Below are 24,378 nucleotides of genomic sequence, written 5' to 3' on the forward strand. Positions count from 1 at the left end.
AACCCCGCCGAAACCGAAGCTCCGACGGGGTTGGAATCGATGCGAAGAAATTACACCGCAGCGGTGATGATGATCTCGACCTTGTAGTCTGGCGTCGCCAGCGCAGCCTCGCCGGTGGCGCGCGCAGGCGTGTGAGCCGGATCGACCCATGCATCCCAGACGGCGTTCATTTCGGCAAAGTCCTTCATGTCGGCGAGCCAGATGATGGCCTGCAGGATCTTGGTCTTGTCGGAGCCCGCTTCCTTGAGAAGACGGTCCACCTCGGCCAGAACCGCCTTGGTCTGTTCGGTGACGCTGGCGCCCGGATTGCCCACCTGACCGGCGAGATAAACAGTGTTGCCGTGAATGACGGCCTGGCTCATGCGCGGGCCTACTCCGATGCGACGGATGCTCATGGTGGACTCCTCTCGATACTGCTCTTGTGCGGGAACGGTCCCGCATGTGAAAATGTTGCGCATCCTTATTAAAGAGCTGACCTGCTTTGGCAATGCCAATGCCGGTGCGAATGGCGCAATTTCAGCAAAAAGAAAACGACAATCATTCTGCCGCCGCCTTTGTGGCCCACTTGCAGCCACTTCGCGCATTGACTCCTTGTTCCCCTGCCCCTATAAGCCGCGTCACGTTCGCCCGCGCGGTTTACGGATGGTTTTGTGCTGTCCGCCGCAAGGGAAAGAACCAGCTCCTGTTCAATAGAGCATGATACCGGAAAGTGGAAAACAGTTTTCGGACCAGATCGTGTTCAACGGAAAAACAGAATCAAGAAGGGCCGCACACCGCGGTATTAAATAAATGAAGCGCACTTACCAGCCATCCAAGATCGTCCGCAAGCGTCGTCACGGTTTCCGTGCACGCATGGCAACCACCGGCGGCCGCAAGGTTCTCGCCGCTCGCCGTTCGCGCGGCCGCAAGCGGCTTTCCGCTTAATCTTTTCCCGCGCTGTCGCGCGGTGACGAAAAGAATGAAGACCCCAAAGCAAATACTCCGCCTTCGCAAGAGAGCGGAGTTTTTGGCTTTGAGGAATGGTGAAAAGCGACGTGGTCCACTGTTTCTTCTTGAAGTCCGGGAACGGACCGAAGAGGAATCGCAAGCCGCCAAAATCGGCGACAAACCCCGTGCAGGTTTCACCGTAACCAAGAAAAACGGCAACGCCGTGATACGAAACCGCATCCGCCGCAGGCTCAGGGAAGCGGTTCGTTGTCACGCAGGGCGTGACATGGCGCCTTCGACCGACTATGTGATCGTAGCGCGCGAGCAAGCCCTCACTGCGCCCTTTTCGCGACTGACCGAAGAACTCTCCCGCCGCATCAAGGCGAAGGGTGAACGGCGGGGCGATGGGAAACGCCGAACGGAAAGACCGGAATCAGGACCCGTCAATGGAAAATAACCGCAATTTCTTCATCACCATTGCCCTGTCCATCCTCGTGCTGACGCTGTGGCAAGTGTTTTATCTGGGTCCGAAAACGGAAGCCCAGCGCGAGCAGGCACGCATTGAGGAGCAGCAGCAGAAACAACAGGCGACGCAGCAGCAGGCTCAGGGTGGCGACACGCCGCAGATGCCAGCCGCATCCGGGAACATTCCCGGCCAGGGCGATGTCGCAGCCGCCGGCGGCACGCTGACCCGCGAGGCAGCCATTGCCCAGACGGGGCGCGTCGAAATCGATACGCCTTCGCTGCGCGGTTCGATCAACCTGACCGGCGCGCGTCTCGACGATCTCTTCCTGAAGAAGTATCACGAGACCGTCGACGACAATTCTCCGAATATCGAACTCTTGGCGCCGTCGGCGCTGAAGCAGGGCTATTTCGTTGAGCTCGGCTTTACCGGCAACGACACGACCGGCCCGGTTCCGGGTCCGAACACGGTCTGGACCGTCGAAGGCAACAACAAGCTGACGCCGTCCACCCCGGTCACGCTGACCTATACCAACGAGAAGAACATCACCTTCAAGCGCGTCATCTCGGTTGACGACGCCTATATGTTCTCCGTTGACGACACGATCACCAACAATACCGGTGCGCCGATTTCGCTGGCCTCCTATGGCCGCGTGACCCGCTTCAACCAGCCGGAACATGCCAGCGCGACCTATGTGCTGCATGAAGGCCTGATCGGCGTCATGGGTCAGGACGGCTTGCAGGAAATCAAGTATTCCAAGGTCGAAGACGACAAGGACATCTCGTTCAAGGACGTCAATGGCGGCTGGCTCGGCATCACCGACAAGTACTGGGCGGCAACGCTCGTCCCGCCGCAGGACGAAAAGTTCACCGGCCGTTTCTCGCACTTCACCAATGATCGCCCGCGCTACCAGACCGACTTCCTCGGCGCGCCGATGACCATTGCACCCGGCCAGGCACAGACGCTGAAGAACCACGTCTTCGCCGGTGCGAAAGTGGTTTCCGACATCAAGAACTACGAAGAAAAGCTCGGCATCAAGCAGTTCGAACTGCTGATCGACTGGGGCTGGTTCTACTTCATCACCAAGCCGATGTTCTATCTCATCGACTGGATCTACAAGTTCTCGGGCAATTTCGGCGTCGCCATTCTCGTCGTCACCGTTCTGCTCAAGGGCCTGTTCTTCCCGCTTGCCAACAAGTCGTACAAGTCGATGGCACGCATGAAGCTGGTTCAGCCGAAGCTGACGGAAATCCGCGAGAAATATGCGGATGACAAGATGAAGCAGCAGCAGGAAATGATGCGGCTTTACAAGGAAGAGAAGATCAATCCTCTCGCCGGTTGCTGGCCGGTGCTGGTGCAGATTCCGGTGTTCTTCGCGCTTTACAAGGTGCTCTACGTCACCATCGAAATGCGCCACGCGCCGTTCTTCGGCTGGATTCAGGACCTTGCAGCGCCCGATCCGACCTCGCTGTTCAACCTGTTCGGCCTCCTGCCATTCGGCGTACCGGCCTTCCTGATGATCGGCGTCTGGCCGCTTCTGATGGGCATCACCATGTTCCTGCAAATGCGCATGAACCCGACGCCTCCGGATCCGACGCAGGCCGCCATCTTCACCTGGATGCCGGTGATCTTCACCTTCATGCTGGCTTCGTTCCCGGCTGGTCTGGTGATCTACTGGGCATGGAACAACCTGCTCTCCATCACCCAGCAGGGCATCATCATGAAGCGCCAGGGCGTGAAGATCGAGCTCTTCGACAATCTCAAGAGCCTCTTCAAGCGAAAGCCGAAAGAAGCAAAGAAATAGACTTGAAAAAACCCCGCTTCAGTGTCGTGGTCCCAAAGTTCACCAAAGCTCTATATCGGGCTCAACAGCGAACTTTGGGATCAAAACGACACTGGAAAACAAACTACGGCCAGCGCCTTTCAATTCTGAAATTCGCACCAACTCTATAAGAGCCCATAGCGAATTTCAGAATTGGGCGCTGGCCTGGGGTTTTTTGTGCCGTCGTGTTGACAATGCGGCCCATAACATTGATGCGTGTACGCAAGAGAACACACCGACCGGGACAGAACCATTGAGCGAGCAGGATAAGAAGCAGGCGGCGATCAGGGCCGCTCAGGCAGCGGCGGATGCGGTCCGGGAAGCCCAGGCGGCACTTGTCGAGGAAGGACGCCTGCTTTTCAAGAAATCGTGGATTTTCATCCGCGGCGTGCCGTCAATGAAATTCCTGCCGCCGGAAGGCCCGGTGGAAATCGCCTTTGCGGGCCGCTCCAATGTCGGCAAGTCGTCTCTGATCAATGCTCTGGTCAACAAGAAGGGCCTTGCGCGCACGTCCAATACGCCGGGCCGCACGCAGGAACTGAACTATTTCGTGCCGGACGGCTATTCGGGCGAGAACGGCGACCTGCCGCCGCTGGCACTGGTCGACATGCCGGGCTATGGTTTTGCCGAAGCACCGAAAGCGCAGGTCGATGCCTGGACGCGCCTCGTGTTCGATTACTTGCGCGGACGCACCACGCTGAAGCGCGTCTATGTGCTGATCGATGCGCGCCACGGCATCAAGAAAAACGATGCGGAAGTGCTCGACCTTCTCGACAAGGCGGCTGTCTCCTACCAGATCGTGCTGACCAAGATCGACAAGATCAAGCCTGCGGGTGTGCCGCGCCTTCTGGAAGAAACGCACAAGCTTACCTACAAGCGCGCGGCCTGCTTTCCCGGCATCATTGCCACATCGTCTGAAAAAGGCGAAGGCCTTGATGATTTGCGAGCGGCAATCGCCCTGCTTCTGAAGCAATACTGATAACCGGCCTGGCTGCATTTCTGTTTTCACGGATTCCATTTGCAGCCAAACCGGTCTAGAGATGACTGCCTCTTTTGCCCTGTCGCCTGCCATGGAGCCCGCGATGACGACACTTGAAAACCCCGAAATGCAAGCGCAACTTCTGTCCGCAGCCCTGCCCTATATGCAGCGCTACGAGAACAAGCATGTCGTCGTGAAATATGGCGGCCACGCCATGGGCAATCCGGAGCTGGGCAAGGCTTTCGCACGCGACATCGCGCTTCTGAAGCAGTCTGGCGTAAACCCGATCGTCGTGCATGGTGGCGGCCCGCAGATTCAGGCCATGCTGACCAAGCTCGGCATCGAATCCCGCTTTGAAGGCGGCTTGCGCGTCACCGACGAAAAGACCGTCGAAGTGGTGGAAATGGTTCTGGCCGGTTCCATCAACAAGGAAATCGTCGCCCTCATCAATGCCGAAGGCGAATGGGCCATCGGGCTTTGCGGCAAGGACGGCAACATGGTCTTCGCGCAGAAGGCGCACAAGACCGTCCTCGACCCGGATTCCAACATCGAGAAGGTGCTGGACCTCGGCTTCGTCGGCGAACCGGCGGAAGTGGACCGCACCCTGCTCGATTTGCTGGCCCGCTCCGAAATGATCCCGGTCATTGCGCCGGTCGCGCCGGGCCGCGACGGCCACACCTACAACATCAATGCCGACACTTTTGCAGGCGCGATTGCCGGTGCGCTCGCCGCAACGCGCCTCCTGTTCCTGACCGATGTTCCGGGCGTTCTCGACAAGGACAAGAACCTCATCAAGGAATTGTCGGTTGCCGATGCGCAGGCGCTCATCAAGGACGGCACGATTTCCGGCGGCATGATCCCCAAGGTGGAAACCTGCATCGACGCGATCCGCCGCGGCGTGGAAGGCGTGGTCATTCTCAACGGCAAGACCCCGCATTCGGTGCTGCTGGAGCTTTTCACCGAGCATGGCGCCGGCACGTTGATCGTGCCGTAAGGAAAGAAGCGTGCCCATCGTTCGGAAATGCGGCAAAAACAAATAGATAGAGCGGTTCCAACGTTTCAGTTAAAGCAGGAACCGCTCTAGCAGTGCGTTCCCGTCAGGAAGCATGCTACAAGAACCCATGAAGTTTGATATTTGTTTTGCGGAAATCCAGCATACCGAGTGGCTGGCGAAGCATGATCTGCATGTACCGCCGCACTGGGTGAAGCGCTGTGTCGCCAATAGCGAATACATAATCGCTTTGACTGACGCTGATCCTGTCGGCTTTCTCCGCTTCAGCTGGTTCTGGGGAGCACTGCCCTATATGGATATGATTCAGGTCAGCCCTGAATACCGGCGCTGCGGCATAGGCAGATCGATGCTCCATTTCTGGGAAACAAAAATGCGGGAATGTCATGCCACGACACTGATGACATCCAGTGTCGCCAGCGAAGAGGAGCCACAGGCCTGGCACCGAAGCAACGGATTTCGCGAAAGCGGCAGCATTTCCTTTGGCGCATTTCAGCCTGAAGCCGAGGTCTTTCTGATCAAGGACATCCAGTAGATATTATCAAGCGGTGACATAAGAACCATGACCAATGAACCTGATGCCTCGGCTTTCGCCCACGTCACCGACTGGGTGTTCGACCTCGACAACACGCTCTACCCGCACGCCGCCAATCTGTTTGCGCAGATTGACGTCAAGATGACGAGCTATGTCGAGGCCCTGTTGAACCTGCCGCGCGACGAAGCGCGCAAGATTCAAAAGCAGTTCTATCTGGAATATGGCACCACGCTGAAGGGCTTGATGGAGTGCCATCAGATCGACCCGGACGATTTTCTGCAAAAGGTCCATGACATTGACTATTCCTGGCTGAAACCCGATCCGGCGCTCGGACAAGCCATCAAGGCGCTGCCGGGCCGTCGCTTCATCTTCACCAATGGTGATCGCGGCCATGCCGAACGCGCCGCAAGCCAGCTCGGAATCCTCGATGATTTCGACGATATTTTCGATATTGTCGCCGCTGGCCTGACCCCGAAGCCGGAACGGGTCACCTATGACCGCTTCCTCGGCGCTTTCGGTGTCGATGCGGGCAAGGCCGTGATGTTCGAGGATCTGGCGCGCAATCTGGTTGTCCCCAAGGCCCTCGGCATGAAAACGGTTCTGGTCGTGCCGAACAATTTTGAGCCTACATTTTCCGAAATATGGGAAAGCGACCCCGAGTTCACCGATCAGGTGGACTATGTGACTGACAACCTGACCCTGTTTCTGGAAGAAATTATTGCGCGAAGATAGGCATTTCACCGGACTGGAAAAACATATCGACGAGGCAGCCCACCGCCTTCTCGATAATCTGCCCCGGCACCGGATCAGCGATGCGCTGATCGAATTTCTGGTTTTCGGGCTGAAACAGGCCTGGGCCTGCCTTTTCGGCGGTGCGATGCTGGCGCTCATCATCGTCACCCGCTGGTTCTGGCCGGATGGCGGTGCCGGGTTCATCACGCGCTATGATTTCCTGTTCCTCTCCGCGCTCGCGATCCAGCTTGCCATGCTGGTTTTCAAGCTGGAAGCGTGGGAGGAGGCCAAGGTCATCCTCATCTTCCATGTCGTCGGGACAGCGATGGAAGTGTTCAAGACCCATGCCGGTTCCTGGGTCTATCCGGAAGAAAACTTCTTCCGCATTGGCGGCGTGCCGCTTTTCTCCGGCTTCATGTATGCGGCTGTCGGCTCCTATATGGCGCGCATCAATCGCATCTTCGATATAAGGCTGAACCACTATCCGCCGCTTTGGATGACCGTGGTTCTGGCGGCCGCGATCTATATCAATTTCTTCGCGCACCACTTCATCTGGGACATGCGCTGGCTGCTGTTCGCCGCGACCTTCGCGCTTTTCTGGCGCACCAGCATGCATTACCGCGTCTTCCGCTTCCGGCACAAAATGCCGCTGCTGATCGCCTTCCTGTTGACCTCGCTTTTCATCTGGATTGCCGAAAACATCGGCACATGGTCGAAGGCCTGGCTCTATCCAAACCAGCGCAACGGCTTTGAACTGGTATCGATGAGCAAGCTCGGCTCGTGGTATCTGCTGATGATTATCTCGGTCGTGCTGGTGACGCTCGTTCACCGCCCCCGGCCCTACCGGGCCGAAGAAGAGGCGCAAAATAAAACGCCCGACCTTTTGGCCGGGCGCTTCCAATAGCCTGTCAAGGGTGATCAGAGCTTGTAGAAATCCTTGATCTGCTCCCAGGCTTCGTCAGCGGTTTCGACAAAATTCAGAAGCTCGATATCGGCAGGCGAAATCGTGCCCTGCTCGGCCAGAAACTCGATATTGATCGCCTTGGTCCAGAACTCCTTGCCGAACAGGATCAGCGGTACGCGCTCCATGCGGTTGGTCTGGATCAGCGTCATCGCCTCGAAAAGCTCGTCCATCGTTCCAAAACCGCCGGGGAATACGCAGATCGCCTTGGCCCGCATCAGGAAATGCATCTTGCGGATCGCGAAATAATGGAAGTTGAAGCAAAGGTCCGGCGTGACATAGGCGTTGGGCGCCTGCTCGTGCGGCAGCACGATATTGAGGCCGATGGTCGGCGCGCCGACATCGGCGGCGCCGCGATTGCCCGCTTCCATGACGCCGGGGCCGCCGCCCGTCACCACGATGAATTCGCGATAATAGGTGGTGGCGGAATATTCCGAGCAAAGCCGCGCGAATTTGCGCGCTTCCTCGTAATAATGCGCATTGGCTTCGAGGTTCTTTTTCTGCACCTCGTTCTTGGCCGCCCATGCCTCGCCGCCCGGCTCTGGAATGCGCGCGCCGCCGAACATGACGACGGTGGACTTGATGCCGCGATCGGCGAGGATCATTTCCGGCTTCAGAAGCTCAAGCTGCAACCGCACCGGGCGCAAATCGCGCCGGGTCATGAAGTCATCGTCAGTGAAAGCAAGGCGATAGGCCGGAGCCTCGGTCTGCGGCGTCTGCGGTACGGTGCGCGCCTGCTTGACAGCTTCCTCGGAATTGGGGAACGGCGTCCAGCCGGACTTCTCCATCGGGTTCATGCTTCTCACCTGCTCTTTCATTCCGCCATGCAAAGAATTGAACATTCATTCTGGCGCTAATTGCTTAATCTGTCTCAAACGTGGCGCCGCAATCGGATCACGAACGCGATTGACCCATATGGCGCCATCGCTTAATCAATTTCCCAGCAAACGGGCTGGACCTCTCCCGCCTGCCTTCCGCCGCCCCATCATGGAGACCGCACCTTATGACCAAGCCAGACCTCGCCTCCCTTGAGAAGACAATCGACAAGGCTTTCGACGAGCGCGACGGCATCAATACGGCAACGCGCGGTGAAGTGCGCGATGCCGTCGAACAATCGCTCATTCTGCTCGACCGCGGTGAAGCCCGTGTCGCAGAAAAACAGGCGGACGGCAACTGGCATGTCAACCAATGGCTGAAGAAAGCGGTTCTGCTCTCCTTCCGCCTCAACCCGATGGAAGTCATCAAGGGCGGCCCCGGCCAGTCGTCCTGGTGGGACAAGGTTCCTTCAAAGTTCGACGGATGGACGGCCAACGAGTTTGAAAAGGCGGGCTTCCGCGCCGTGCCGAACTGCGTCGTGCGTCACTCGGCCTATATCGCGCCGAACGCGATCCTCATGCCTTCCTTCGTCAATCTCGGCGCCTATGTCGGTGAAGGTACGATGGTCGACACCTGGGCGACGGTCGGCTCCTGCGCGCAGATCGGCAAGAACGTTCATCTTTCCGGCGGCGTCGGCATTGGCGGCGTGCTGGAGCCGATGCAGGCTGGCCCGACCATCATCGAGGACAATTGCTTCATCGGCGCGCGTTCGGAAGTCGTCGAAGGCTGCATCGTGCGCGAAGGCTCCGTGCTCGGCATGGGCGTCTTCATCGGCAAGTCCACCAAGATCGTGGACCGCGCCACGGGCGAAGTCTTCTACGGCGAAGTGCCGCCCTATTCGGTCGTCGTTGCAGGCACCATGCCGGGCAAGAACGTTCCGGGCGAAAACTGGGGTCCAAGCCTCTATTGCGCCGTCATCGTCAAGCGCGTCGATGAAAAAACCCGCTCCAAGACGTCGATCAACGAATTGCTGCGCGATTGACTAGAGCATTTCCAGCAAAAGTGTGAAACGGTTTTGCGTTCGGAAATGCGGAAAAACAAATGGATAGAGCGGTTCCAACGATTCCGTCAAAACAGGAACCCCTCTAACAATACGCCATCCGAAAAGAAAAAGGCGAAGCCCGCAAGCTTCGCCTTTTGCATTTCATGAGCGCCCCTTTGGATGGCGCAATGCCTCTGATCCGGGCAATCCGGGGAGACACAGACGCCATCCTCCGGGGAGATTCTCGATTGCGGCCTTGACCGCCTTCCGGCATTCCATCGGCCATCCCGTGCGTGAGGGGGAGAAACGCAAGGGATGGCCTGGGGATTTCCAGCTCTCAGAAAGAATTAGTTCTGATAGCTGGACGGGGAAGCGTCGCCAAAGCGATGAGCCGAACCGTTCTGCTCAACCGGCGAAGACTGGCGAATGGAAGCCGGAGCCGTGTAATCAATGTTGCCGCGGGGCGCAGCAACCGGAGCCTGGCCAAGCTGAGTGAAAGCCTTGTCCTGGGCTGCCATGTCTTCCGGCTGGCCGACGAACGGGTTTTCTGCATAGGCGGCACCGGCGCTAAGGGCGACAGCAAGAGCGGCAAAAGCGAACTTCTTCATTTCTTTAATCCTTTTTCATTGTGTCCCCGATTTCGGCATTCGCCGACCAGCTTTTTGAGACCGTGTCTCAAGCCTGCAAGGGACATTCTATTAACTGGCTACAACTGGGCCTTCGTGGCCCGCCCTGAGTGTCAGGCGCATCTGGGAGGACATGCCCCGACACTTTCGGGATTACATACGGAGGGGTATTTCATTCATCCCCGGCCTTCTGGACCGGGAAGCCCTGACGGACTCTTAGTTCTCATAAGAGGAAGGCGACGCATCACCGAAGCGGTGAGCGGAACCATTCTGATGAACCGGAGCCTTGATCGAGGCAGGAGCCGTGTAGTCAAGCTTCTGGGAAGCGACCGGGGTGCGGTCGTTTGCATAAAGATTGGCAGGCTCGCCCACATGCGGGTTTTCTGCAAAGGCGGCACCGGCGGTAAGAGCAAGGGCAGCGGCAGCAAGAACAATCTTCTTCATTTTCCTATCTCCTTGGAAAGTGGAGCGGCGTTTTGTTCGTCGTTCCGATGCACCTCAGATGGGCGACAGTGCCTAGGATTTCCAGTCACGAAAATGTTAAATAGATCACACATTTGTGCATCCAAAATCTTGGACCCAATCAAGAATGGTCTAATTTTCTAAATGAAAACATAGAGATAGCTGATATACTAATCTTCACGCGACTGTTACACAGTGATTTTTGTTCAAGAAGCGCGAACAGTCTGTCCGAATATATTGTCCAATGAGAGTGAACAATGGCCCATTTTCCGAAAACAGGAGGCTGACCGGCCCTCTCCCGGCAGGACGGCCTAACGACCAGCCAAAAGAAAAGCCGCATCGAATGCGGCTCTTCTTTTGTTCACGGCTCACCGATGGAATACGGGAAACCGGCTGGTATGTTCAGTTATTCGCGACAGCGACCGAGCGCCCGACGATGGAAACCCACTGGCCGGAATTGGCTGGCGATTGCATCTTGATATAGCGATAGGATGTTTTCTCGACTGGCAGCACCTCATCGCGCAGATTGTCGAGAATATAATCGCCGTGATCGGTGCGGGCGGTGAGGACCACATGCGGCTCGCTACCCTGTACCATGGTGACAAGCAGCAATGACGGGCTGATGCCCCGCGCCATCAATTGCGCCCGCTTCATCAGCACATAGTCTTCGCAATCGCCCTTGCCGTTGACCGGAAGCGTCCAGTAGTCGCGCTTGCCGTAATTATCCTGATCGGAAACCGGCTTGATACGGTGGTTGACGGAGCTGCTGACCGATTGCAGCAGCTTCATGCGCTGCGGGGTCAGCTTCATCGGCGGCAGCACGCGATGCCCGCCGCAATCGCGCTTGTTGCGATCGCAGTATTCCTTGTGTCCGTAAGGAATGCTTGTAAGCGCGCCTGCTTCACTCCATTGCGCGGCCTTGGCCGGTATTGTCGTCGCCCCGAAGAGCACCATCATGCCTGCTATCGCAGAAGTGACAAAACGCATGCGCAATTTCCCATTTTAAAAGAGTCCCCGTTGACCGGCCCTTTGCGGGTCTCGTTATCAACTCTTTTTTAACTAACGATGACAGGCCCCCATCGGTCAAGGAAATTTCGTTCTCAAATTGCGACCTATATGGAAAAGCGCGCGGTGAACGAAATTGCGACATGACTTTGTCTGATTGATTGTGGTTCCATCCGAACGCATCCCGATCTAGTCTCACAGTCCAGACGATTCTTGGTCAACAGAAGCCGACATTATGAGTTTAGCCGTCAATCCCGCCGATAATCTTGCCGCCCTGATCCGCTGCCCATCTGTCACGCCCGCCGAGGGCGGCGCGCTGACGGCGCTGGAAGCCATGCTGAAGCCGATGGGATTTTCAGTGGAGCGGCCCGTCTTCCGCGAGGAAGGCACGCCCGATATCGAAAATCTCTATGCCCGCAAGTCAGGCAATGGCCCGCATCTTATGTTCGCGGGCCATACCGATGTCGTGCCGCCCGGCAATGAAGGCGACTGGAAGCATCCGCCCTTCTCCGCCGCCGTCGAAGACGGCGTGATGTACGGTCGCGGCGCGGTGGACATGAAAGGCGGCGTCGCCTGTTTCGTCGCAGCCGTTGCCCGCCACATTGAAAAGCATGGCAGCATCAAGGGCAGCGTTTCCTTCCTGATCACCGGTGACGAGGAAGGCCCGGCCATCAATGGCACGGTCAAGCTTCTCGACTGGGCAAAGCAGCGCGGCGAAAGCTGGGACGCATCCATCGTCGGCGAGCCGACCAATCCGAACGCGCTCGGCGACATGATCAAGATCGGACGGCGCGGCTCACTTTCCGGCACGATCACCGTCCATGGCGTGCAGGGCCATGCCGCCTATCCGCATCTGGCCGAAAATCCGGTGCGCGGCATCACAACGCTGGTCGACAGCCTGCTTTACCCGGCTTTCGATGAAGGCACGGCAGATTTTCAGGCCAGCAATCTGGAAGTCACCACCATCGATGTGGGCAACAAGGCCACCAATGTCATCGCGAACAGGGCAACCGCCTCGTTCAACATCCGCTTCAACGACACATGGACGGCAGAAACCTTGCAGGCCGAAATCGCGGCGCGCCTCGAAAAGGCCGCTCGCGACAACCGCCTGCGTCCGGGGCGCGAAACGCCGATCAATTATGAACTGACCTGGCGCGAGCATCCGAGCCATGTGTTCCTGACCCGCGACGAAAAGCTGATCGGCACGCTGAGCGCATCGGTGGAGGCCGTGACCGGCAAGCGCCCGGAATTGTCGACTTCAGGCGGCACCTCGGACGCCCGCTTCATCAAGGATTACTGCCCGGTGGTCGAGTTCGGCCTTGTCGGGCAGACCATGCATATGGTTGACGAGCGCGTGGCCCTTGCCGACCTCGAAGGCCTGACACAGATTTATGAGCGCTTCATTGCCGATTTCTTTGGGCCGATTTCTTTGGGTAGTGCATAGCCCCGGACAGTCGCACGACCTGTCCGCCGGATTATGCGAAAGTTTGGGAATCTCATGCCAAGCCTGGACGATATTTTCAGATATTTCTGGGGCGTCTGGAAAATGATGCTCGGGCGCAAGGAAGGCCTGAATTATCTCGACATATCCGCCGAGGGCTTCTGGTCGTCTTTCTATGCGATCGCCATTGCGCTGCCGCCGATGTTCGCAAGCTGGGTGGCCTATGCGGCGAACCTGACGGCGGGCCGCGAGGAAGCGGGCCTGCGCTTTGCCATCGTCACCCGCGCCGCCTTCGTGGACATCGCGGCCTGGGTTATTCCGCTCGTCATCATCGGCGCGCTCGCAAGCCGCATCGGCATCGCCAAGCGCTATGCGGCTTTCGTGATCGCCACCAATTGGGGCAGCGCCCTGATTTCGTGGATCTTCGCGCCCATTACGTTGCTGCAACTGTTCTTTCCCGGACGGCTCGATGTGTCGACATTGTTCGCCTTCATCATATTCGGCATATCCATCGTTTTGAGCTACCGGCTGACATTCGTCGCACTGCAGCGCCCGCATGCCTATGCCGCGCCGTTCTTCGCAAGCATCTTCTTCGGCTCGCTGTTCCTGACGGTCCTGCTGCAGAATTTACTCGGGATCGGCTTCGAACCCCACGCTTACTAATACGATAGCCGTTATATCGGCATGGGATGATTGAGGGCACCAGCAATCTCGGCCATGACGGCGCGCAGAGCCGGAACGGCCTTCATGTCGGAGTGAACAACCATCCAAACCTCACGCAGAAGCGGAGCATGATCCGGCAGCGCGGGCACGAGATGCTCCTGTGTTTCAACCATGAAATCCGGCAGCATGGCGATGCCAGCGTTCTCGCTCACGAGCGCGAGCTGCATCTCCAGCGTGTTGGCGCGCAAGGCAATTGGCCGGGTGCCAGCCAAGGCAAGCAAGTATGCCTGCTGCGGCGCGTCCTCCAAACTTTCATCATAGGCAATGAACTGCCATTCTTCCGGGCGGGTTCGCGCCAGATAGTGTCGACTTGCGTAAGGGCGAAAGGCTTCCTCGCCAAGCCTGCGGATGGTGAGGTCGCCGGTCGTCGGACGTGTCAGGCGTATAGCTATGTCCGCTTCCCGACGGTTCAGGGAACTGAAGCGCGCCTCCCCCATCACACGCATATGGATACCCGGATACTGCGCCGATATTGCAGCAAGCGGCCTGGCCAGTCTCGCAACCGCGTAGGAAGGCGGCGCCGTGAGTGTAACGGTAGCGCTTATACCAGTATCGCGGACTGCGCCCAGCCGACTGATAGCCTGCGCCTCGTCTTGCATCTTGCGGGCAATTGCAGCGATCCGTTCACCGTCTTCCGTCAGCAGAAAACGCCGTCCCCGACGGTCAACCAACTTCAAACTGGTTTCGCTTTCCAGGGCAGCCACACGTCGCGCTATCGTCGCATGCTCTACATTCAGCATCCGCGCCGCGCCCGACAGAGTGCCGGTATCGGCCAAAGCTACAAAATAACGTACGCTCTCCCAATTCACCATTGTGAAATTTTTCCCATACGTTGCGATCAAAACAGCAATTTTTTCCCGTTTCTCTATCCACGATACTGCTCCGGATTGCAACGGAGGCTAAACTGATGGACCACGAGATCATTCTGAACGAGACCGGTGAAGCAGGGCTGCTTCAGACAGTCCCGCAGACACCCCGAAGCCCCGGTGCGGGCGAGATACGCATCCGCCACGAGGCAATCGGCGTGAATTTCGTCGACATCTATCACCGTACCGGCCTTTATCCGCTGCCGTCCTTTCCGGCTGTGCTCGGCGTCGAAGGCGCAGGCGTGGTGGAGGCCGTCGGATCGAGCGTAATTGATCTCAAGCCGGGTGACCGGGTGGCCTATGCAGGCCTCCCGGTGGGTGCCTATGCCTCGACCCGGCTTCTACCCGCCCAACGGGCCCTGATGCTGCCCAATACAATTTCCGCGCAGACGGCGGCAGCCACAATGCTGCGCGGTCTTACCACCCATATGCTTCTGACCGATACATTTCCCGTGGGCCCGGACACGGTCATGCTGGTGCATGCAGCCGCAGGCGGACTGGGTACTCTGTTGATCCGCTGGGGCAAGGCTCTCGGAGCAACGGTAATCGGCACAGTCAGTTCGGAAGAAAAGGCCGAAACGGCGCGCGAGAACGGCGTGGATCATGTGCTCGTTGGACGCGATTGTGATTTTATCACCGCTACCAAACGCCTTACGAACGGACAGGGGGTTCACGTCGCCTATGATGGCATCGGTGGAGAAACTCTGCCCAAAACCGCGCAATGCGTGCGCCATCTCGGAACTCTGGCGAGCATCGGTCAAGCCGGTGGAAGAATCTCCGAGGCAGTCATTGATGCACTTGGCAATCAAGCAGATCTTTCTTTCGTCCGGCCAAGCGTGATCGCTTACATCGACGATCTGGATAACTACCGAAACTCCGCTTCCAAGCTTTTCGACATCATGGAAAAGGGACTGACTGGAACGATTGGGGCAACCTATCCGCTAAGCGAGGCAGCACAGGCCCATCGCGCGCTGGAGACGGGAAAATCATCCGGAAGTTTGCTTTTGATCCCCTAGAGCGCTTCGGGTCTCAGTACGGAAAGGCGTAGTCCACACCGACCAAATAAAGCCCATAGGGCGGGGCAACCTGCCCGCAGGCCTTGCGGTCGCGCGCTTCGAGTGCAGCTTGCAAATCGTCCGCCGTCCAGCGACCAACGCCCACTTCCATCAGGCTGCCTGCAAATGACCTGACCTGATTGTGCAGGAAGGACCGCGCTGAAACGCGCATTTCTATCATGTCGCCATGGCGCGTCACATCCAGCCGGTCGAGCGTCTTGACCGGGCTTTTCGCCTGGCATTGCGTAGCGCGAAACGTCGTGAAATCGTGTTCGCCCAATAGCCGCTTCGCCGCTTCATGCATTGCATCGGCGTCAAGGCGCTTCTGCACCCACCATGCGCGCTGATAATCGATAGCCAGAGGCGCACGGCGATTGTGGATGCGATAGAGATAATGCCTGCTACGTGCTGAAAAACGGGCGTCGAATGTGTCGGTCGTCTTCTCGACATTCAATATGCTGACGCGCTCATCCGCCATGACCAGATGCGCATTCACCGCATCGCGCACCTTGCCCGCGTCCCAATCCTTGGCAAGATCGACATGGGCAACCTGCGCGGTGGCATGAACGCCCGCATCGGTACGGCCCGCAGCGCTCAATGTCAGGTCCTCGCCGCAGAACTTCTTGAACGCCAGCTCGATGGCATTCTGCACCGCATGGCCGTTTTCCTGCCGCTGCCAGCCGACATAGGGCGTGCCGTCATATTCGACAGTGAGCTTGTAGCGCGGCACCGCTTAGAGAACCTTCGTGACCTGTGCGCCACGCAGAAATTCCTGCGCAGGCAATGGCTTGCCGCCGGAACGCTGTAGCGTGACGAGCCGAACGGCACCCTCGCCGCAGGCTACCGTCAGCCGATCATCCAGCACCGCGCCCGGTTCGCCCCTGCCCTCGCCCAATGTGGAACGCTGCAATTTCACGCGCTCGACAGCGCCGTTGATTTCCATCTCGCACCATGCGCCCGGAAAAGGCGACAGGCCGCGAATGGTGTTGTGCACGTCCTTTGCAGGCTTCGACCAGTCGATCCGCGCCTCGGCCTTGTCGATCTTGGCGGCATAGGTGACGCCTTCCTCCGCCTGCGGCTGCAAGGCCAGGCTTTCACGCTCCAGCGCGCCCAGCGCGCGGATCATCAGGTCGGCCCCGATCATGCTCAGGCGATCATGCAGCTCGCCAGCCGTCATGTCCGGGGTGATGGCAACCTTTTCCGCCATGGCAACCGGCCCGGTATCGAGCCCTGCATCCATCTTCATGATCATCATGCCGGTTTCCGCATCGCCCGCCATGATGGCGCGCTGGATGGGAGCGGCACCACGCCAGCGCGGCAAAAGCGAGGCATGGCCATTATAGCAACCAAGACGCGGCGCATCGAGAATGGCCTGCGGCAGCAGCAGGCCATAAGCCACGACAATCGCGACATCGGCCTCGAGGCTTGCGAAAATCTCCTGCTCTTCCGCGTTTCTGAGGCTCTTGGGCGTGAACACCGGAATGCCGAACTGCTCGGCCTTCTCATGCACCGGCGACTTGGTCAGCTCCAGGCCTCTGCGGCCCGCCGGACGCGGCGGCTGCGTATAGACCGCGGCAACCTCGTAACCGTGACCGATAATGGCGGTGAGGATCGGCACGGAAAATTCCGGCGTCCCCATGAAAACGACACGCATTAAAGCACTTTCCCGGATACGCGCTGGCTGGCGAGCTTCTTGAACTTCTTGATGACCATATCGCGCTTCAGCTTGGAAATATGGTCGATGAAGAGCACGCCGTTCAGATGGTCGATCTCATGCTGCAGGCAAGTGGCCATCAGCCCGTCGGCTTCCATGGATTGCGGCTTGCCGTCGGCGTCGAAATACTCGACCTTGACCGTCGCGGGGCGCTCGACCTCGGCATAATAATCCGGGATTGAAAGACAGCCCTCTTCATAGGTGCCGCGCTCGTCGGAAGACTGCACGATCGTCGGATTGACGAAGACATGCGGCTCCTTCGGCTCGCCTTCCTTGGCGAGATCGATGACAAGCATGCGGATCGGTTCACCCACCTGAATGGCGGCAAGGCCAATGCCCGGCGCATCATACATGGTATCGAACATATCGCCGGCAAATTTGCGCAGCTGGTCGTCAAAGCGTTCCACAGGCGCGGAAACCTGACGCAGGACGGGATCGGGAAGGATGACAAGCGGTTTTACAGACATGCGCTTCACGTAATCGCTCGCATGGGAATCGTCAATTACACTTTGCAAAATGTTCCCGTTTTGATCTCATCAAGGCGATACGAATCAGCTAAGCTCTTCCCATGGAAAACCAAAATCTCTTGAATGAGCCGCTTCTGCAGCTCGGCGCCACATCCTTCACGCTCGGCAATATCCTGCTGGCGGGCATTGTCGTGCTGGTGCTGTGCCTCTGCCTTTTTCTGATCGCGGCGGCGCGTTCCGCCCGGCTTCGCGCAGTGGCGGAAGCGCAGGCCGAGGACCGCGCCCGCGACGCGGAATATCGCATGGCGGAAATCCTGAAAGCCCAGGCAGAAATGCAGGGTCGCATGCAGACCATGGCGGAAGTATTCGGCTCACGGCAGGCGGAATTGAACCAGTCGATCCGCGAGCGGCTCGACGGCATGACGCATCGCATCGGCCAGACCATGACCGAGCAGACCCGCTCGACGCATGAGAACCTTGCCAAATTGCAGGAGCGCCTCGCGGTCATCGACACGGCGCAGAACAATATCCAGTCGCTCGCCGGTCAGGTGGTGCAATTGCAGGCGATCCTCGCAAACAAGCAGACGCGCGGCGCTTTCGGCCAGTCGCGGATGGAGGCGATCATCGCCGACGGCCTTCCACAGGGCGCCTATGAGTTTCAGGCAACGCTTTCCAACAGCACCCGGCCCGATTGCCTTGTGCGGATGCCCAACAACGCGCCCTCGCTGGTGATCGACGCGAAATTCCCGCTCGAAGCGTGGAATGCCATGCGCGAGACCGAACAGCCGGAGGCGCGCAAGACAGCGGTCGCGCAATTCCGCCGCGACATGGAAATTCATATCAAGGACGTGTCCGACAAATATCTGATCCCCGGCGAAACGCAGGACACCGCCTTCCTGTTCGTGCCGTCGGAATCGATCTTCGCCGATATTCACGAGCATTTCGAGGCGCTGATCCAGCGCGCGCACCGGGCGCGGGTGGTCATCGTCTCGCCGTCGCTGCTGATGCTGTCCATTCAGGTCATTCAGGCAATCTTGAAGGATGCGCGCATGCGCGAGCAGGCGCATGTCATTCAGGGCGAAGTGATCCGGCTGATGGAAGATGTGGGTCGCCTGGACGAGCGCGTGCGCAAGCTGCAAACGCATTTCGCGCAGGCCAACAAGGATATTGACGATATTCTGGTCTCTTCCAGCAAGGTAACGAAACGCGGCGCGAAGATCGAGGCACTGGAGTTCGGCCCTGCGCCCACGGAGGAACCTTCGCGCCCACAGGCCAGACCGACCGAACCGGGTCAGCTACGCCTGCGCGTAGTGGATGAGGATTGATCCTGTTTTCCCTCGCCCTTCGAGACGGTGCTACGCACCTCCTCAGGATGAGGGAATTGCGTATCCACTCACCTTCACAAAATCAGTGCTTTTGTTAAATCGTCTGCGTCGATGTTTAACATCGTTGGCCTCATATCATCGGGCTTGCCGCCCCTCATCCTGAGGTGCGGAGCGAAGCGTAGCCTCGAAGGATCAGTGATAGGAAGCCGTTCAAGAACTAACTGGCCGGTCCGAATGACCGAGATCGCGTTCCGGCCAGACCAGATCCCGCACGCGCTGCTTCAAAACCTTGGCTTCCGGAAAACCGCCATCGCGCTTGCGTTCCCAGATAAGCTCTTCGCTGCCATCCGGCATTTGAACACGGATTTCAAACACCCCGCCCGTGCCCGGACGCAACGCCACTTCACCTAAGTCCTGCCCGAAAGTCTGCAACAGCTCCTGCGCCATCCACGCAGCACGCAGCAGCCAGTTGCATTGGGTGCAATAGGTGATGGAGATGCGGGGATGCAATAAAACTATCCAACCATCCGTCTGTTCAGGTCGTACTCGTCATTTAAATCTATACCGGGTAACGCAACAGGTCCGCGCAAAGAGGCCGGCGTTTCGTTATAAACACGCAACGCTTCTTCAACCTGTTTCAAAACAAATTCAGAAAACTCGTCGTCACCCTTTTTTACACGTGATTCCATTGAATCTACCATGGTAGGCTCCCTCCAACGACATGCTTAAGATTCGCTTCGACAGCGTATTACAAAGCCTTCTAACGACCAACAATAAGAAACACCAGACTGGTCACAAATTATTTATGCGGGGGATATGATGACTGATGCTGCTCCTATTGGCAATCCAGAATTATTTTTTGGGCTAGTCGCACCAATTGGTGTTGATTTGGATATTATACAAGATTCTCTTCGTAAACACCTTAAGTCTGTCGACTATGAAGTCATAGATATACATATAACAGATCTTATGAGAGGCATTCCTTGTGAAGAAAAAATCGATGATAGCAGTTATTTTGAAAAATACACATCCTTAATAAGATATGCCGACAGCATACGCAAGAAAGCTCAAACAAATGATGTTTTATCTGCTCTTGCGATTCAAAAGATACGACAACTTAGGGAGCAGAAAAACCGTGCAACCCCAGGGTTTCAGGGCGATCCTGCTTCAACTCCGATACCCGGCACTGCGTTTGTGCTGCGACAATTCAAGAGAGAAGAAGAGGTAAAACTACTCAGGAAGATATATGGACGGAAATTTATTCAGATTTCCGCCTATTTAGATAATGATGAACGCAAACAGACGCTCAAGCGAAAAATTAAAGGCTACTCATCGGCAACAGTCGCAGACTCCAAAGCGGAAATACAAGCCATTGAACTGATAAACATAGACAACCACGAAGAGACGCACGATTACGGTCAGCGTGTCTCCGACGTTTTTCATTTAGGTGACGTGTTTGTATCCGGCATAAACAGCGCTGAAGTCGACAAGACGATCAATCGCTTCATCAATGCTTTTTTTGGAGATAATAATATTTCGCCGACAAAGATGGAATATGGGATGTACGCGGCTGCGGGCGCGGCGCTCAGATCTATCGATTTATCGAGACAAGTCGGAGCTGCTATTTTCTCTAGACAGGGCGAAATAATAACTCTGGGCTGCAACGAGGTCCCCAAAGCCTTTGGAGGAACATACTGGTGCGATGACGTTAGTTCGCCGCATCGCGATTTTGAAGAAGGAAAGGACGCAAATCAACAGCGAAAAACAGAAATACTACATGACTTTGTCGATCGCTTAGTAAATGAAGGATATATCAAGAATTTTTCAGATGAGAAAACTTCGAATTTAGTTAGAGAACTCCTGCAGAATGACAATATAAATAAATCACAACTAATGGATATTATCGAATTCGGCCGGATGATTCATGCTGAAATGTGTGCAATTACCGACGCCTCTAGACTTGGAAAAGCGCTCAAAGACAGTATTTTATTTTGCACCACTTTTCCTTGTCACATGTGCGCAAAACATATTGTTTCCTCTGGGATTAAAAGGGTCGTCTTTTTAGAACCATACCCGAAAAGTTATGCGGAAAAGCTTCACTCTGATTCAATTTCTTTCTCAGATAAATCTCGAAAAACTCATGTAATATTTGAGCCTTTTATTGGAATATCACCTCGGAGATATAGAGATATATTTGAAAAAAAGAAAAGAAAAGACAAACAAGGGAAATCTAAAGCTTGGTATCAAGGAAAAGCTGTACCGCAGATTGAAGATGCCAGCTCAGGCTACATAACATTTGAGCAGTCAACCGCAGTGCTGCTAAAAAAGCTTTTCAAAGAAACTATGATAGAATAAGGGGCGCCGAAGCGCCCCTAAAACAATCTTGGATCAATCATCGCCCATCTTGAGCGCTTGAATGAAGGCCTCCTGCGGGATTTCGACCTTGCCGAACTGGCGCATGCGCTTCTTGCCTTCCTTCTGCTTTTCCAGAAGCTTGCGCTTGCGCGTCACGTCGCCGCCGTAGCACTTGGCCGTCACGTCCTTGCGCAGCGCCGAGATCGTTTCGCGCGCCACGATGCGGCCACCAATCGCCGCCTGGATCGGAATCTTGAACATGTGCTGCGGGATCAGCTCCTTCAGCTTTTCGCACAGCGCACGGCCACGCTTTTCAGCCGCCGAACGGTGCACCAGCATCGAAAGCGCGTCCACCGGCTCTTCGTTGACGAGGATCGACATCTTGACCAGATCACCCTCGCGGTAATCCGAAAGATTGTAGTCGAACGAGGCATAGCCCTTCGAGATCGACTTGAGGCGGTCGTAGAAATCGAACACCACTTCATTGAGCGGCAGATCATAGGTGATCATGGCGCGCGGGCCGACATAGGTCAGGTCGATCTGGATGCCGCGGCGCTCCTGGCAAAGCTTCATGATCGCGCCCAGATAATCGTCCGGCGTCATGATGGTTGCCTTGATCCAAGGCTCCTCAATCGCGCTGATCTTCACAATATCCGGCATATCGGCCGGATTGTGCAGTTCCTTCTCGGTACCGTCCGTCATTTTCAGGCGATAGACGACCGAAGGCGCGGTCGTGATGAGGTCGAGATTGAACTCGCGCTCCAGACGCTCCTGAATGATTTCCAGATGCAGGAGACCAAGGAAACCGCAACGGAAGCCGAAGCCAAGCGCCGCAGAGGTTTCCATTTCGAACGAGAACGACGCATCGTTGAGGCGCAGCTTGCCCATGGCAGCGCGCAAGTCCTCGAAATCCGCCGCGTCGACCGGGAACAGGCCGCAGAACACAACCGGCTGCGCGGGCTTGAAGCCGGACAGCATCTTTTCGGTCGGGCGGCGATCTTCGGTGATCGTATCGCCAACGCGCGTATCGGCCACTTCCTTGATGGACGCGGTGATGAAGCCAAGCTCGCCGGGACCGAGTTCGTCCACCTGAACCATTTTCGGCGTGAACACACCGGTGCGTTCCACCGGATATTTCGCGCCGGTGCCCATCATGCGGATGGTCTGGCCCTTCTTGAGCACGCCATCGATGATGCGCACCAGAACGATGACGCCAAGATAGCTATCATACCAGCTATCGACCAGCATCGCTTTCAGCGGCGCGTTGCGGTCGCCTTCCTTCGGCGCCGGCAACTGCGTGACGATGGCTTCCAGCACATCTTCGATGCCGAGGCCGGTCTTGGCGGAAATATGCACGGCCTGCGCCGCATCGATGCCGATCACTTCCTCGATCTGCTGCTTCACGCGCTCAGGCTCGGCGGCGGGCAGGTCGATCTTGTTCAGCACGACCACGATTTCGTGGTTGTTGTCGATCGCCTGATAAACGTTCGCCAGCGTCTGCGCTTCCACGCCCTGCGAAGCATCCACCACCAGCAGCGAACCTTCGCACGCGGCCAGCGAGCGCGAGACTTCATAGGCAAAGTCGACGTGTCCGGGCGTGTCGATCAGGTTCAGCACATAATCTTCGCCGTTCTTCGCCTTGTAGGAAAGACGGACGGTCTGCGCTTTGATGGTGATGCCGCGCTCGCGCTCGATATCCATCGAGTCGAGAACCTGATCCTTCATCTCACGCGTATCCAGCCCGCCGGTCAACTGAATGAGGCGGTCGGCCAGCGTCGATTTGCCGTGGTCGATATGGGCGACGATCGAAAAATTGCGAATATGGTCAAGTGGTGTGCTCATGCGCGCGATTTAACAGCAAGACGCCAAATTTCAAAGGAGTATTCGCGCCAAAAGGCGGGAAAACCGGCAGCTTTCGCAATCGTGACAACAAGTCCCCTTTGCCTTGTGGCAAAAAGGCGATAAATCACCGCTCGAATAGCGTGCTTTCATGCAGGAGTTTAGGATGAAGACCGAACCGAACGAAGTCCACAACAGGCCGAAACTGGTCACCGTTTTCGGCGGCTCCGGCTTTGTGGGGCGTGCGGTCGTGGCGGCGCTGACCAAGCGCGGCTATCGCGTGCGTGTCGCCGTGCGCAAGCCGGAAGTGGCTTATTACATGGCGCCGCTCGGCAATGTCGGCCAGATCCAGATGGTGCAGGCTAATGTCCGTCATCGCGGCTCGGTGGAGCACGTGATCAAGGGCTCCGACCATGTGGTGAACCTTGTCGGCATTCTGGCCGAAAGCGGCCGCCAGCGTTTCAACACGGTTCAGGTGCTGGGCGCGAAAAACATTGCCGAAGCCGCAAAGGCCGCAGGCATCCGCATGACGCACGTGTCCTCGCTTGCTGCCGACGCCAATTCGCCGTCGGCTTATGCACGGACCAAGGCGGAAGGCGAAAAGGCCATTCTGTCCGTCTTGCCCGATAGCGTCATCCTGCGCCCGTCGATCATTTTCGGTCCAGAAGACCGCTTCTTCAATCGCTTCGCCAATATGGCGCGCTTCTCGCCTTTCCTGCCGGCCATCGGCGGCGGCGAGACAAAACTCCAGCCGGTCTACGTCGGCGACGTGGCGGAAGCCGTGGCGCGTGCCGTCGACGGCAAGCTGACGGCAGGCGGCATTTATGAGCTGGGCGGTCCGGACGTGCAGCCGTTCAGGAACTGGATGAAGGACATGCTCGGCGTGATCGGGCGCAAGCGCGTGATCCTTTCCACGCCGTGGTGGGTTGCCCGTTTGCAGGCATCGATCCTCGGCCTGCTGCCGAACCCGATGCTCACCAACGATCAGGTGACGCTGTTGAAATTCGACAATGTGGTTTCGGAAAAGGCCATCAAGGAAGGCCGCACTTTGCAGGGCATCGGCATCACGCCGGAAAGCGTCGACGCCGTGCTGCCGTCCTATCTGTGGCGCTACCGCGTCGCCGGACAGTACACCAAGACCGGCTTTGCGTGATCCATAGTCAAGGCGGAAATGAACAAGGGGCCTCGCGGCCCCTTTTCTTTGGTTCGAGCAT

The 24,378-nt window shown here is 57.1% G+C and carries 27 protein-coding genes; 15 read left to right on the forward strand and 12 right to left on the reverse strand.

The window, feature by feature from the left end:
* Positions 1-50 precede the first annotated feature (50 nt).
* Positions 51-395, reverse strand: a complete 345-nt coding sequence (locus AC0TOF_RS21830; protein ID WP_112585466.1) for a RidA family protein — start codon at positions 393-395, stop codon at positions 51-53.
* Between the two features lie 394 nt (positions 396-789).
* Here AC0TOF_RS21830 and rpmH point away from each other — a divergent pair, with 394 nt between their 5' ends.
* The 8 genes from rpmH to AC0TOF_RS21870 all read left to right on the forward strand — a co-directional run bounded on the left by rpmH (position 790) and on the right by AC0TOF_RS21870 (position 7,371).
* The gene (rpmH, locus tag AC0TOF_RS21835) at positions 790-924 is read left to right on the forward strand and encodes a 50S ribosomal protein L34 (RefSeq protein ID WP_006467565.1); all 135 of its coding nucleotides are present in this window, start codon (positions 790-792) and stop codon (positions 922-924) included.
* Between the two features lie 34 nt (positions 925-958).
* Positions 959-1,384, forward strand: a complete 426-nt coding sequence (gene rnpA, locus AC0TOF_RS21840) for a ribonuclease P protein component (RefSeq protein ID WP_122001431.1) — start codon at positions 959-961, stop codon at positions 1,382-1,384.
* The gene (gene yidC / locus AC0TOF_RS21845) at positions 1,374-3,194 is read left to right on the forward strand and encodes a membrane protein insertase YidC (protein WP_473769774.1); all 1,821 of its coding nucleotides are present in this window, start codon (positions 1,374-1,376) and stop codon (positions 3,192-3,194) included. The genes rnpA and yidC overlap by 11 nt, the downstream gene beginning before the upstream one ends.
* 193 nt (positions 3,195-3,387) lie before the next feature.
* Positions 3,388-4,191 carry a ribosome biogenesis GTP-binding protein YihA/YsxC gene (yihA, locus tag AC0TOF_RS21850; RefSeq protein ID WP_473769775.1) on the forward strand — a complete coding sequence of 268 codons (804 nt, stop codon included), beginning with the start codon at positions 3,388-3,390 and terminating at the stop codon, positions 4,189-4,191.
* 103 nt (positions 4,192-4,294) lie between these two features.
* Positions 4,295-5,185, forward strand: a complete 891-nt coding sequence (gene argB / locus AC0TOF_RS21855; protein ID WP_122001434.1) for an acetylglutamate kinase — start codon at positions 4,295-4,297, stop codon at positions 5,183-5,185.
* Positions 5,186-5,312: 127 nt separating this feature from the next.
* Entirely contained in the window at positions 5,313-5,735 is a 423-nt protein-coding gene (locus tag AC0TOF_RS21860) for a GNAT family N-acetyltransferase (RefSeq protein WP_473769776.1), read from the forward strand.
* A 27-nt stretch (positions 5,736-5,762) separates the two neighbouring features.
* Positions 5,763-6,467, forward strand: coding sequence for a pyrimidine 5'-nucleotidase (locus AC0TOF_RS21865; protein WP_473769777.1), 705 nt, complete (start codon positions 5,763-5,765; stop codon positions 6,465-6,467).
* Positions 6,454-7,371, forward strand: a complete 918-nt coding sequence (locus AC0TOF_RS21870) for a DUF817 domain-containing protein (protein WP_473769778.1) — start codon at positions 6,454-6,456, stop codon at positions 7,369-7,371. Before AC0TOF_RS21865 ends, AC0TOF_RS21870 begins: the two co-directional genes overlap by 14 nt.
* A 14-nt stretch (positions 7,372-7,385) precedes the next feature.
* On the opposite strand, the gene AC0TOF_RS21875 is transcribed toward AC0TOF_RS21870, so the two are convergent.
* The gene (locus AC0TOF_RS21875; RefSeq protein ID WP_122001518.1) at positions 7,386-8,225 is read right to left on the reverse strand and encodes an LOG family protein; all 840 of its coding nucleotides are present in this window, start codon (positions 8,223-8,225) and stop codon (positions 7,386-7,388) included.
* A 206-nt stretch (positions 8,226-8,431) separates the two neighbouring features.
* On the opposite strand from AC0TOF_RS21875, the gene dapD reads away from it, so the two are divergent.
* The gene (gene dapD / locus AC0TOF_RS21880) at positions 8,432-9,286 is read left to right on the forward strand and encodes a 2,3,4,5-tetrahydropyridine-2,6-dicarboxylate N-succinyltransferase (protein ID WP_121981698.1); all 855 of its coding nucleotides are present in this window, start codon (positions 8,432-8,434) and stop codon (positions 9,284-9,286) included.
* Positions 9,287-9,633: 347 nt separating this feature from the next.
* Here the strand turns inward: dapD and AC0TOF_RS21885 are convergent, their stop codons facing one another.
* The 3 genes from AC0TOF_RS21885 to AC0TOF_RS21895 all read right to left on the reverse strand — a co-directional run bounded on the left by AC0TOF_RS21885 (position 9,634) and on the right by AC0TOF_RS21895 (position 11,328).
* Positions 9,634-9,894, reverse strand: a complete 261-nt coding sequence (locus AC0TOF_RS21885) for a hypothetical protein (protein WP_122001437.1) — start codon at positions 9,892-9,894, stop codon at positions 9,634-9,636.
* A 234-nt stretch (positions 9,895-10,128) separates the two neighbouring features.
* On the reverse strand, positions 10,129-10,356 hold the full coding sequence (locus tag AC0TOF_RS21890) for a hypothetical protein (RefSeq protein WP_473769779.1): 228 nt from the start codon (positions 10,354-10,356) through the stop codon (positions 10,129-10,131).
* 420 nt (positions 10,357-10,776) lie between these two features.
* Positions 10,777-11,328: a transglutaminase-like cysteine peptidase gene (locus AC0TOF_RS21895; RefSeq protein WP_122001519.1), complete on the reverse strand. Its 552-nt coding sequence runs from the start codon at positions 11,326-11,328 to the stop codon at positions 10,777-10,779.
* A gap of 286 nt (positions 11,329-11,614) precedes the next feature.
* Between AC0TOF_RS21895 and dapE the strand changes: the two genes are divergently transcribed.
* Positions 11,615-12,823, forward strand: coding sequence for a succinyl-diaminopimelate desuccinylase (dapE, locus tag AC0TOF_RS21900; RefSeq protein WP_473769780.1), 1,209 nt, complete (start codon positions 11,615-11,617; stop codon positions 12,821-12,823).
* A gap of 54 nt (positions 12,824-12,877) precedes the next feature.
* Positions 12,878-13,483, forward strand: coding sequence for a hypothetical protein (locus AC0TOF_RS21905; protein ID WP_122001440.1), 606 nt, complete (start codon positions 12,878-12,880; stop codon positions 13,481-13,483).
* Between the two features lie 11 nt (positions 13,484-13,494).
* Here the strand turns inward: AC0TOF_RS21905 and AC0TOF_RS21910 are convergent, their stop codons facing one another.
* Positions 13,495-14,355, reverse strand: a complete 861-nt coding sequence (locus tag AC0TOF_RS21910) for a LysR family transcriptional regulator (protein WP_473769781.1) — start codon at positions 14,353-14,355, stop codon at positions 13,495-13,497.
* 95 nt (positions 14,356-14,450) lie between these two features.
* Here AC0TOF_RS21910 and AC0TOF_RS21915 point away from each other — a divergent pair, with 95 nt between their 5' ends.
* A complete protein-coding gene (locus AC0TOF_RS21915) occupies positions 14,451-15,425 on the forward strand; it encodes a quinone oxidoreductase family protein (protein WP_473769782.1) in 975 nt (324 codons plus the stop codon).
* A 13-nt stretch (positions 15,426-15,438) separates the two neighbouring features.
* Here the strand turns inward: AC0TOF_RS21915 and truA are convergent, their stop codons facing one another.
* Genes truA through def form a run of 3 tightly spaced genes read right to left on the reverse strand, consistent with a single transcriptional unit; the run spans position 15,439 to position 17,645 of the window.
* Positions 15,439-16,194 (reverse strand): tRNA pseudouridine(38-40) synthase TruA, encoded by a 756-nt coding sequence (gene truA, locus AC0TOF_RS21920; protein WP_473769783.1) that lies wholly within the window; start codon positions 16,192-16,194, stop codon positions 15,439-15,441.
* A 3-nt stretch (positions 16,195-16,197) separates the two neighbouring features.
* On the reverse strand, positions 16,198-17,118 hold the full coding sequence (fmt, locus tag AC0TOF_RS21925; RefSeq protein ID WP_473769784.1) for a methionyl-tRNA formyltransferase: 921 nt from the start codon (positions 17,116-17,118) through the stop codon (positions 16,198-16,200).
* A complete protein-coding gene (gene def, locus AC0TOF_RS21930) occupies positions 17,118-17,645 on the reverse strand; it encodes a peptide deformylase (protein WP_122001520.1) in 528 nt (175 codons plus the stop codon). The genes fmt and def overlap by 1 nt, the downstream gene beginning before the upstream one ends.
* 101 nt (positions 17,646-17,746) lie before the next feature.
* On the opposite strand from def, the gene AC0TOF_RS21935 reads away from it, so the two are divergent.
* Positions 17,747-18,970: a DNA recombination protein RmuC gene (locus AC0TOF_RS21935; RefSeq protein ID WP_473769785.1), complete on the forward strand. Its 1,224-nt coding sequence runs from the start codon at positions 17,747-17,749 to the stop codon at positions 18,968-18,970.
* Positions 18,971-19,180: 210 nt separating this feature from the next.
* Here the strand turns inward: AC0TOF_RS21935 and AC0TOF_RS21940 are convergent, their stop codons facing one another.
* Positions 19,181-19,480: an Rdx family protein gene (locus tag AC0TOF_RS21940; RefSeq protein ID WP_473769786.1), complete on the reverse strand. Its 300-nt coding sequence runs from the start codon at positions 19,478-19,480 to the stop codon at positions 19,181-19,183.
* Positions 19,481-19,485: 5 nt separating this feature from the next.
* A complete protein-coding gene (locus AC0TOF_RS21945) occupies positions 19,486-19,671 on the reverse strand; it encodes a hypothetical protein (RefSeq protein ID WP_473769787.1) in 186 nt (61 codons plus the stop codon).
* A gap of 115 nt (positions 19,672-19,786) precedes the next feature.
* Between AC0TOF_RS21945 and AC0TOF_RS21950 the strand changes: the two genes are divergently transcribed.
* A complete protein-coding gene (locus tag AC0TOF_RS21950) occupies positions 19,787-21,325 on the forward strand; it encodes an anti-phage dCTP deaminase (protein WP_473769788.1) in 1,539 nt (512 codons plus the stop codon).
* Positions 21,326-21,358: 33 nt separating this feature from the next.
* Here the strand turns inward: AC0TOF_RS21950 and lepA are convergent, their stop codons facing one another.
* The gene (gene lepA, locus AC0TOF_RS21955; protein WP_122001448.1) at positions 21,359-23,167 is read right to left on the reverse strand and encodes a translation elongation factor 4; all 1,809 of its coding nucleotides are present in this window, start codon (positions 23,165-23,167) and stop codon (positions 21,359-21,361) included.
* A 163-nt stretch (positions 23,168-23,330) separates the two neighbouring features.
* On the opposite strand from lepA, the gene AC0TOF_RS21960 reads away from it, so the two are divergent.
* Positions 23,331-24,317, forward strand: a complete 987-nt coding sequence (locus tag AC0TOF_RS21960) for a complex I NDUFA9 subunit family protein (protein ID WP_473769789.1) — start codon at positions 23,331-23,333, stop codon at positions 24,315-24,317.
* The last annotated feature ends 61 nt before the right edge of the window (positions 24,318-24,378 follow it).

It is taken from the genome of Ochrobactrum sp. PL_is501 (assembly GCF_055816895.1).

Coding starts and splice junctions, on each gene's coding strand:
- AC0TOF_RS21830 (WP_112585466.1), bottom strand. CDS start 395: ATGAGCATCCGTCGCATCGGAGTAGGCCCGCGCATGAGCCAGGCCGTC.
- rpmH (WP_006467565.1), top strand. CDS start 790: ATGAAGCGCACTTACCAGCCATCCAAGATCGTCCGCAAGCGTCGTCAC.
- rnpA (WP_122001431.1), top strand. CDS start 959: ATGAAGACCCCAAAGCAAATACTCCGCCTTCGCAAGAGAGCGGAGTTT.
- yidC (WP_473769774.1), top strand. CDS start 1,374: ATGGAAAATAACCGCAATTTCTTCATCACCATTGCCCTGTCCATCCTC.
- argB (WP_122001434.1), top strand. CDS start 4,295: ATGACGACACTTGAAAACCCCGAAATGCAAGCGCAACTTCTGTCCGCA.
- AC0TOF_RS21860 (WP_473769776.1), top strand. CDS start 5,313: ATGAAGTTTGATATTTGTTTTGCGGAAATCCAGCATACCGAGTGGCTG.
- AC0TOF_RS21865 (WP_473769777.1), top strand. CDS start 5,763: ATGACCAATGAACCTGATGCCTCGGCTTTCGCCCACGTCACCGACTGG.
- AC0TOF_RS21875 (WP_122001518.1), bottom strand. CDS start 8,225: ATGAACCCGATGGAGAAGTCCGGCTGGACGCCGTTCCCCAATTCCGAG.
- dapD (WP_121981698.1), top strand. CDS start 8,432: ATGACCAAGCCAGACCTCGCCTCCCTTGAGAAGACAATCGACAAGGCT.
- AC0TOF_RS21885 (WP_122001437.1), bottom strand. CDS start 9,894: ATGAAGAAGTTCGCTTTTGCCGCTCTTGCTGTCGCCCTTAGCGCCGGT.
- AC0TOF_RS21890 (WP_473769779.1), bottom strand. CDS start 10,356: ATGAAGAAGATTGTTCTTGCTGCCGCTGCCCTTGCTCTTACCGCCGGT.
- AC0TOF_RS21895 (WP_122001519.1), bottom strand. CDS start 11,328: ATGGTGCTCTTCGGGGCGACGACAATACCGGCCAAGGCCGCGCAATGG.
- dapE (WP_473769780.1), top strand. CDS start 11,615: ATGAGTTTAGCCGTCAATCCCGCCGATAATCTTGCCGCCCTGATCCGC.
- AC0TOF_RS21905 (WP_122001440.1), top strand. CDS start 12,878: ATGCCAAGCCTGGACGATATTTTCAGATATTTCTGGGGCGTCTGGAAA.
- AC0TOF_RS21910 (WP_473769781.1), bottom strand. CDS start 14,355: ATGGTGAATTGGGAGAGCGTACGTTATTTTGTAGCTTTGGCCGATACC.
- AC0TOF_RS21915 (WP_473769782.1), top strand. CDS start 14,451: ATGGACCACGAGATCATTCTGAACGAGACCGGTGAAGCAGGGCTGCTT.
- fmt (WP_473769784.1), bottom strand. CDS start 17,118: ATGCGTGTCGTTTTCATGGGGACGCCGGAATTTTCCGTGCCGATCCTC.
- def (WP_122001520.1), bottom strand. CDS start 17,645: ATGTCTGTAAAACCGCTTGTCATCCTTCCCGATCCCGTCCTGCGTCAG.
- AC0TOF_RS21935 (WP_473769785.1), top strand. CDS start 17,747: ATGGAAAACCAAAATCTCTTGAATGAGCCGCTTCTGCAGCTCGGCGCC.
- AC0TOF_RS21945 (WP_473769787.1), bottom strand. CDS start 19,671: ATGGTAGATTCAATGGAATCACGTGTAAAAAAGGGTGACGACGAGTTT.
- AC0TOF_RS21950 (WP_473769788.1), top strand. CDS start 19,787: ATGATGACTGATGCTGCTCCTATTGGCAATCCAGAATTATTTTTTGGG.
- lepA (WP_122001448.1), bottom strand. CDS start 23,167: ATGAGCACACCACTTGACCATATTCGCAATTTTTCGATCGTCGCCCAT.
- AC0TOF_RS21960 (WP_473769789.1), top strand. CDS start 23,331: ATGAAGACCGAACCGAACGAAGTCCACAACAGGCCGAAACTGGTCACC.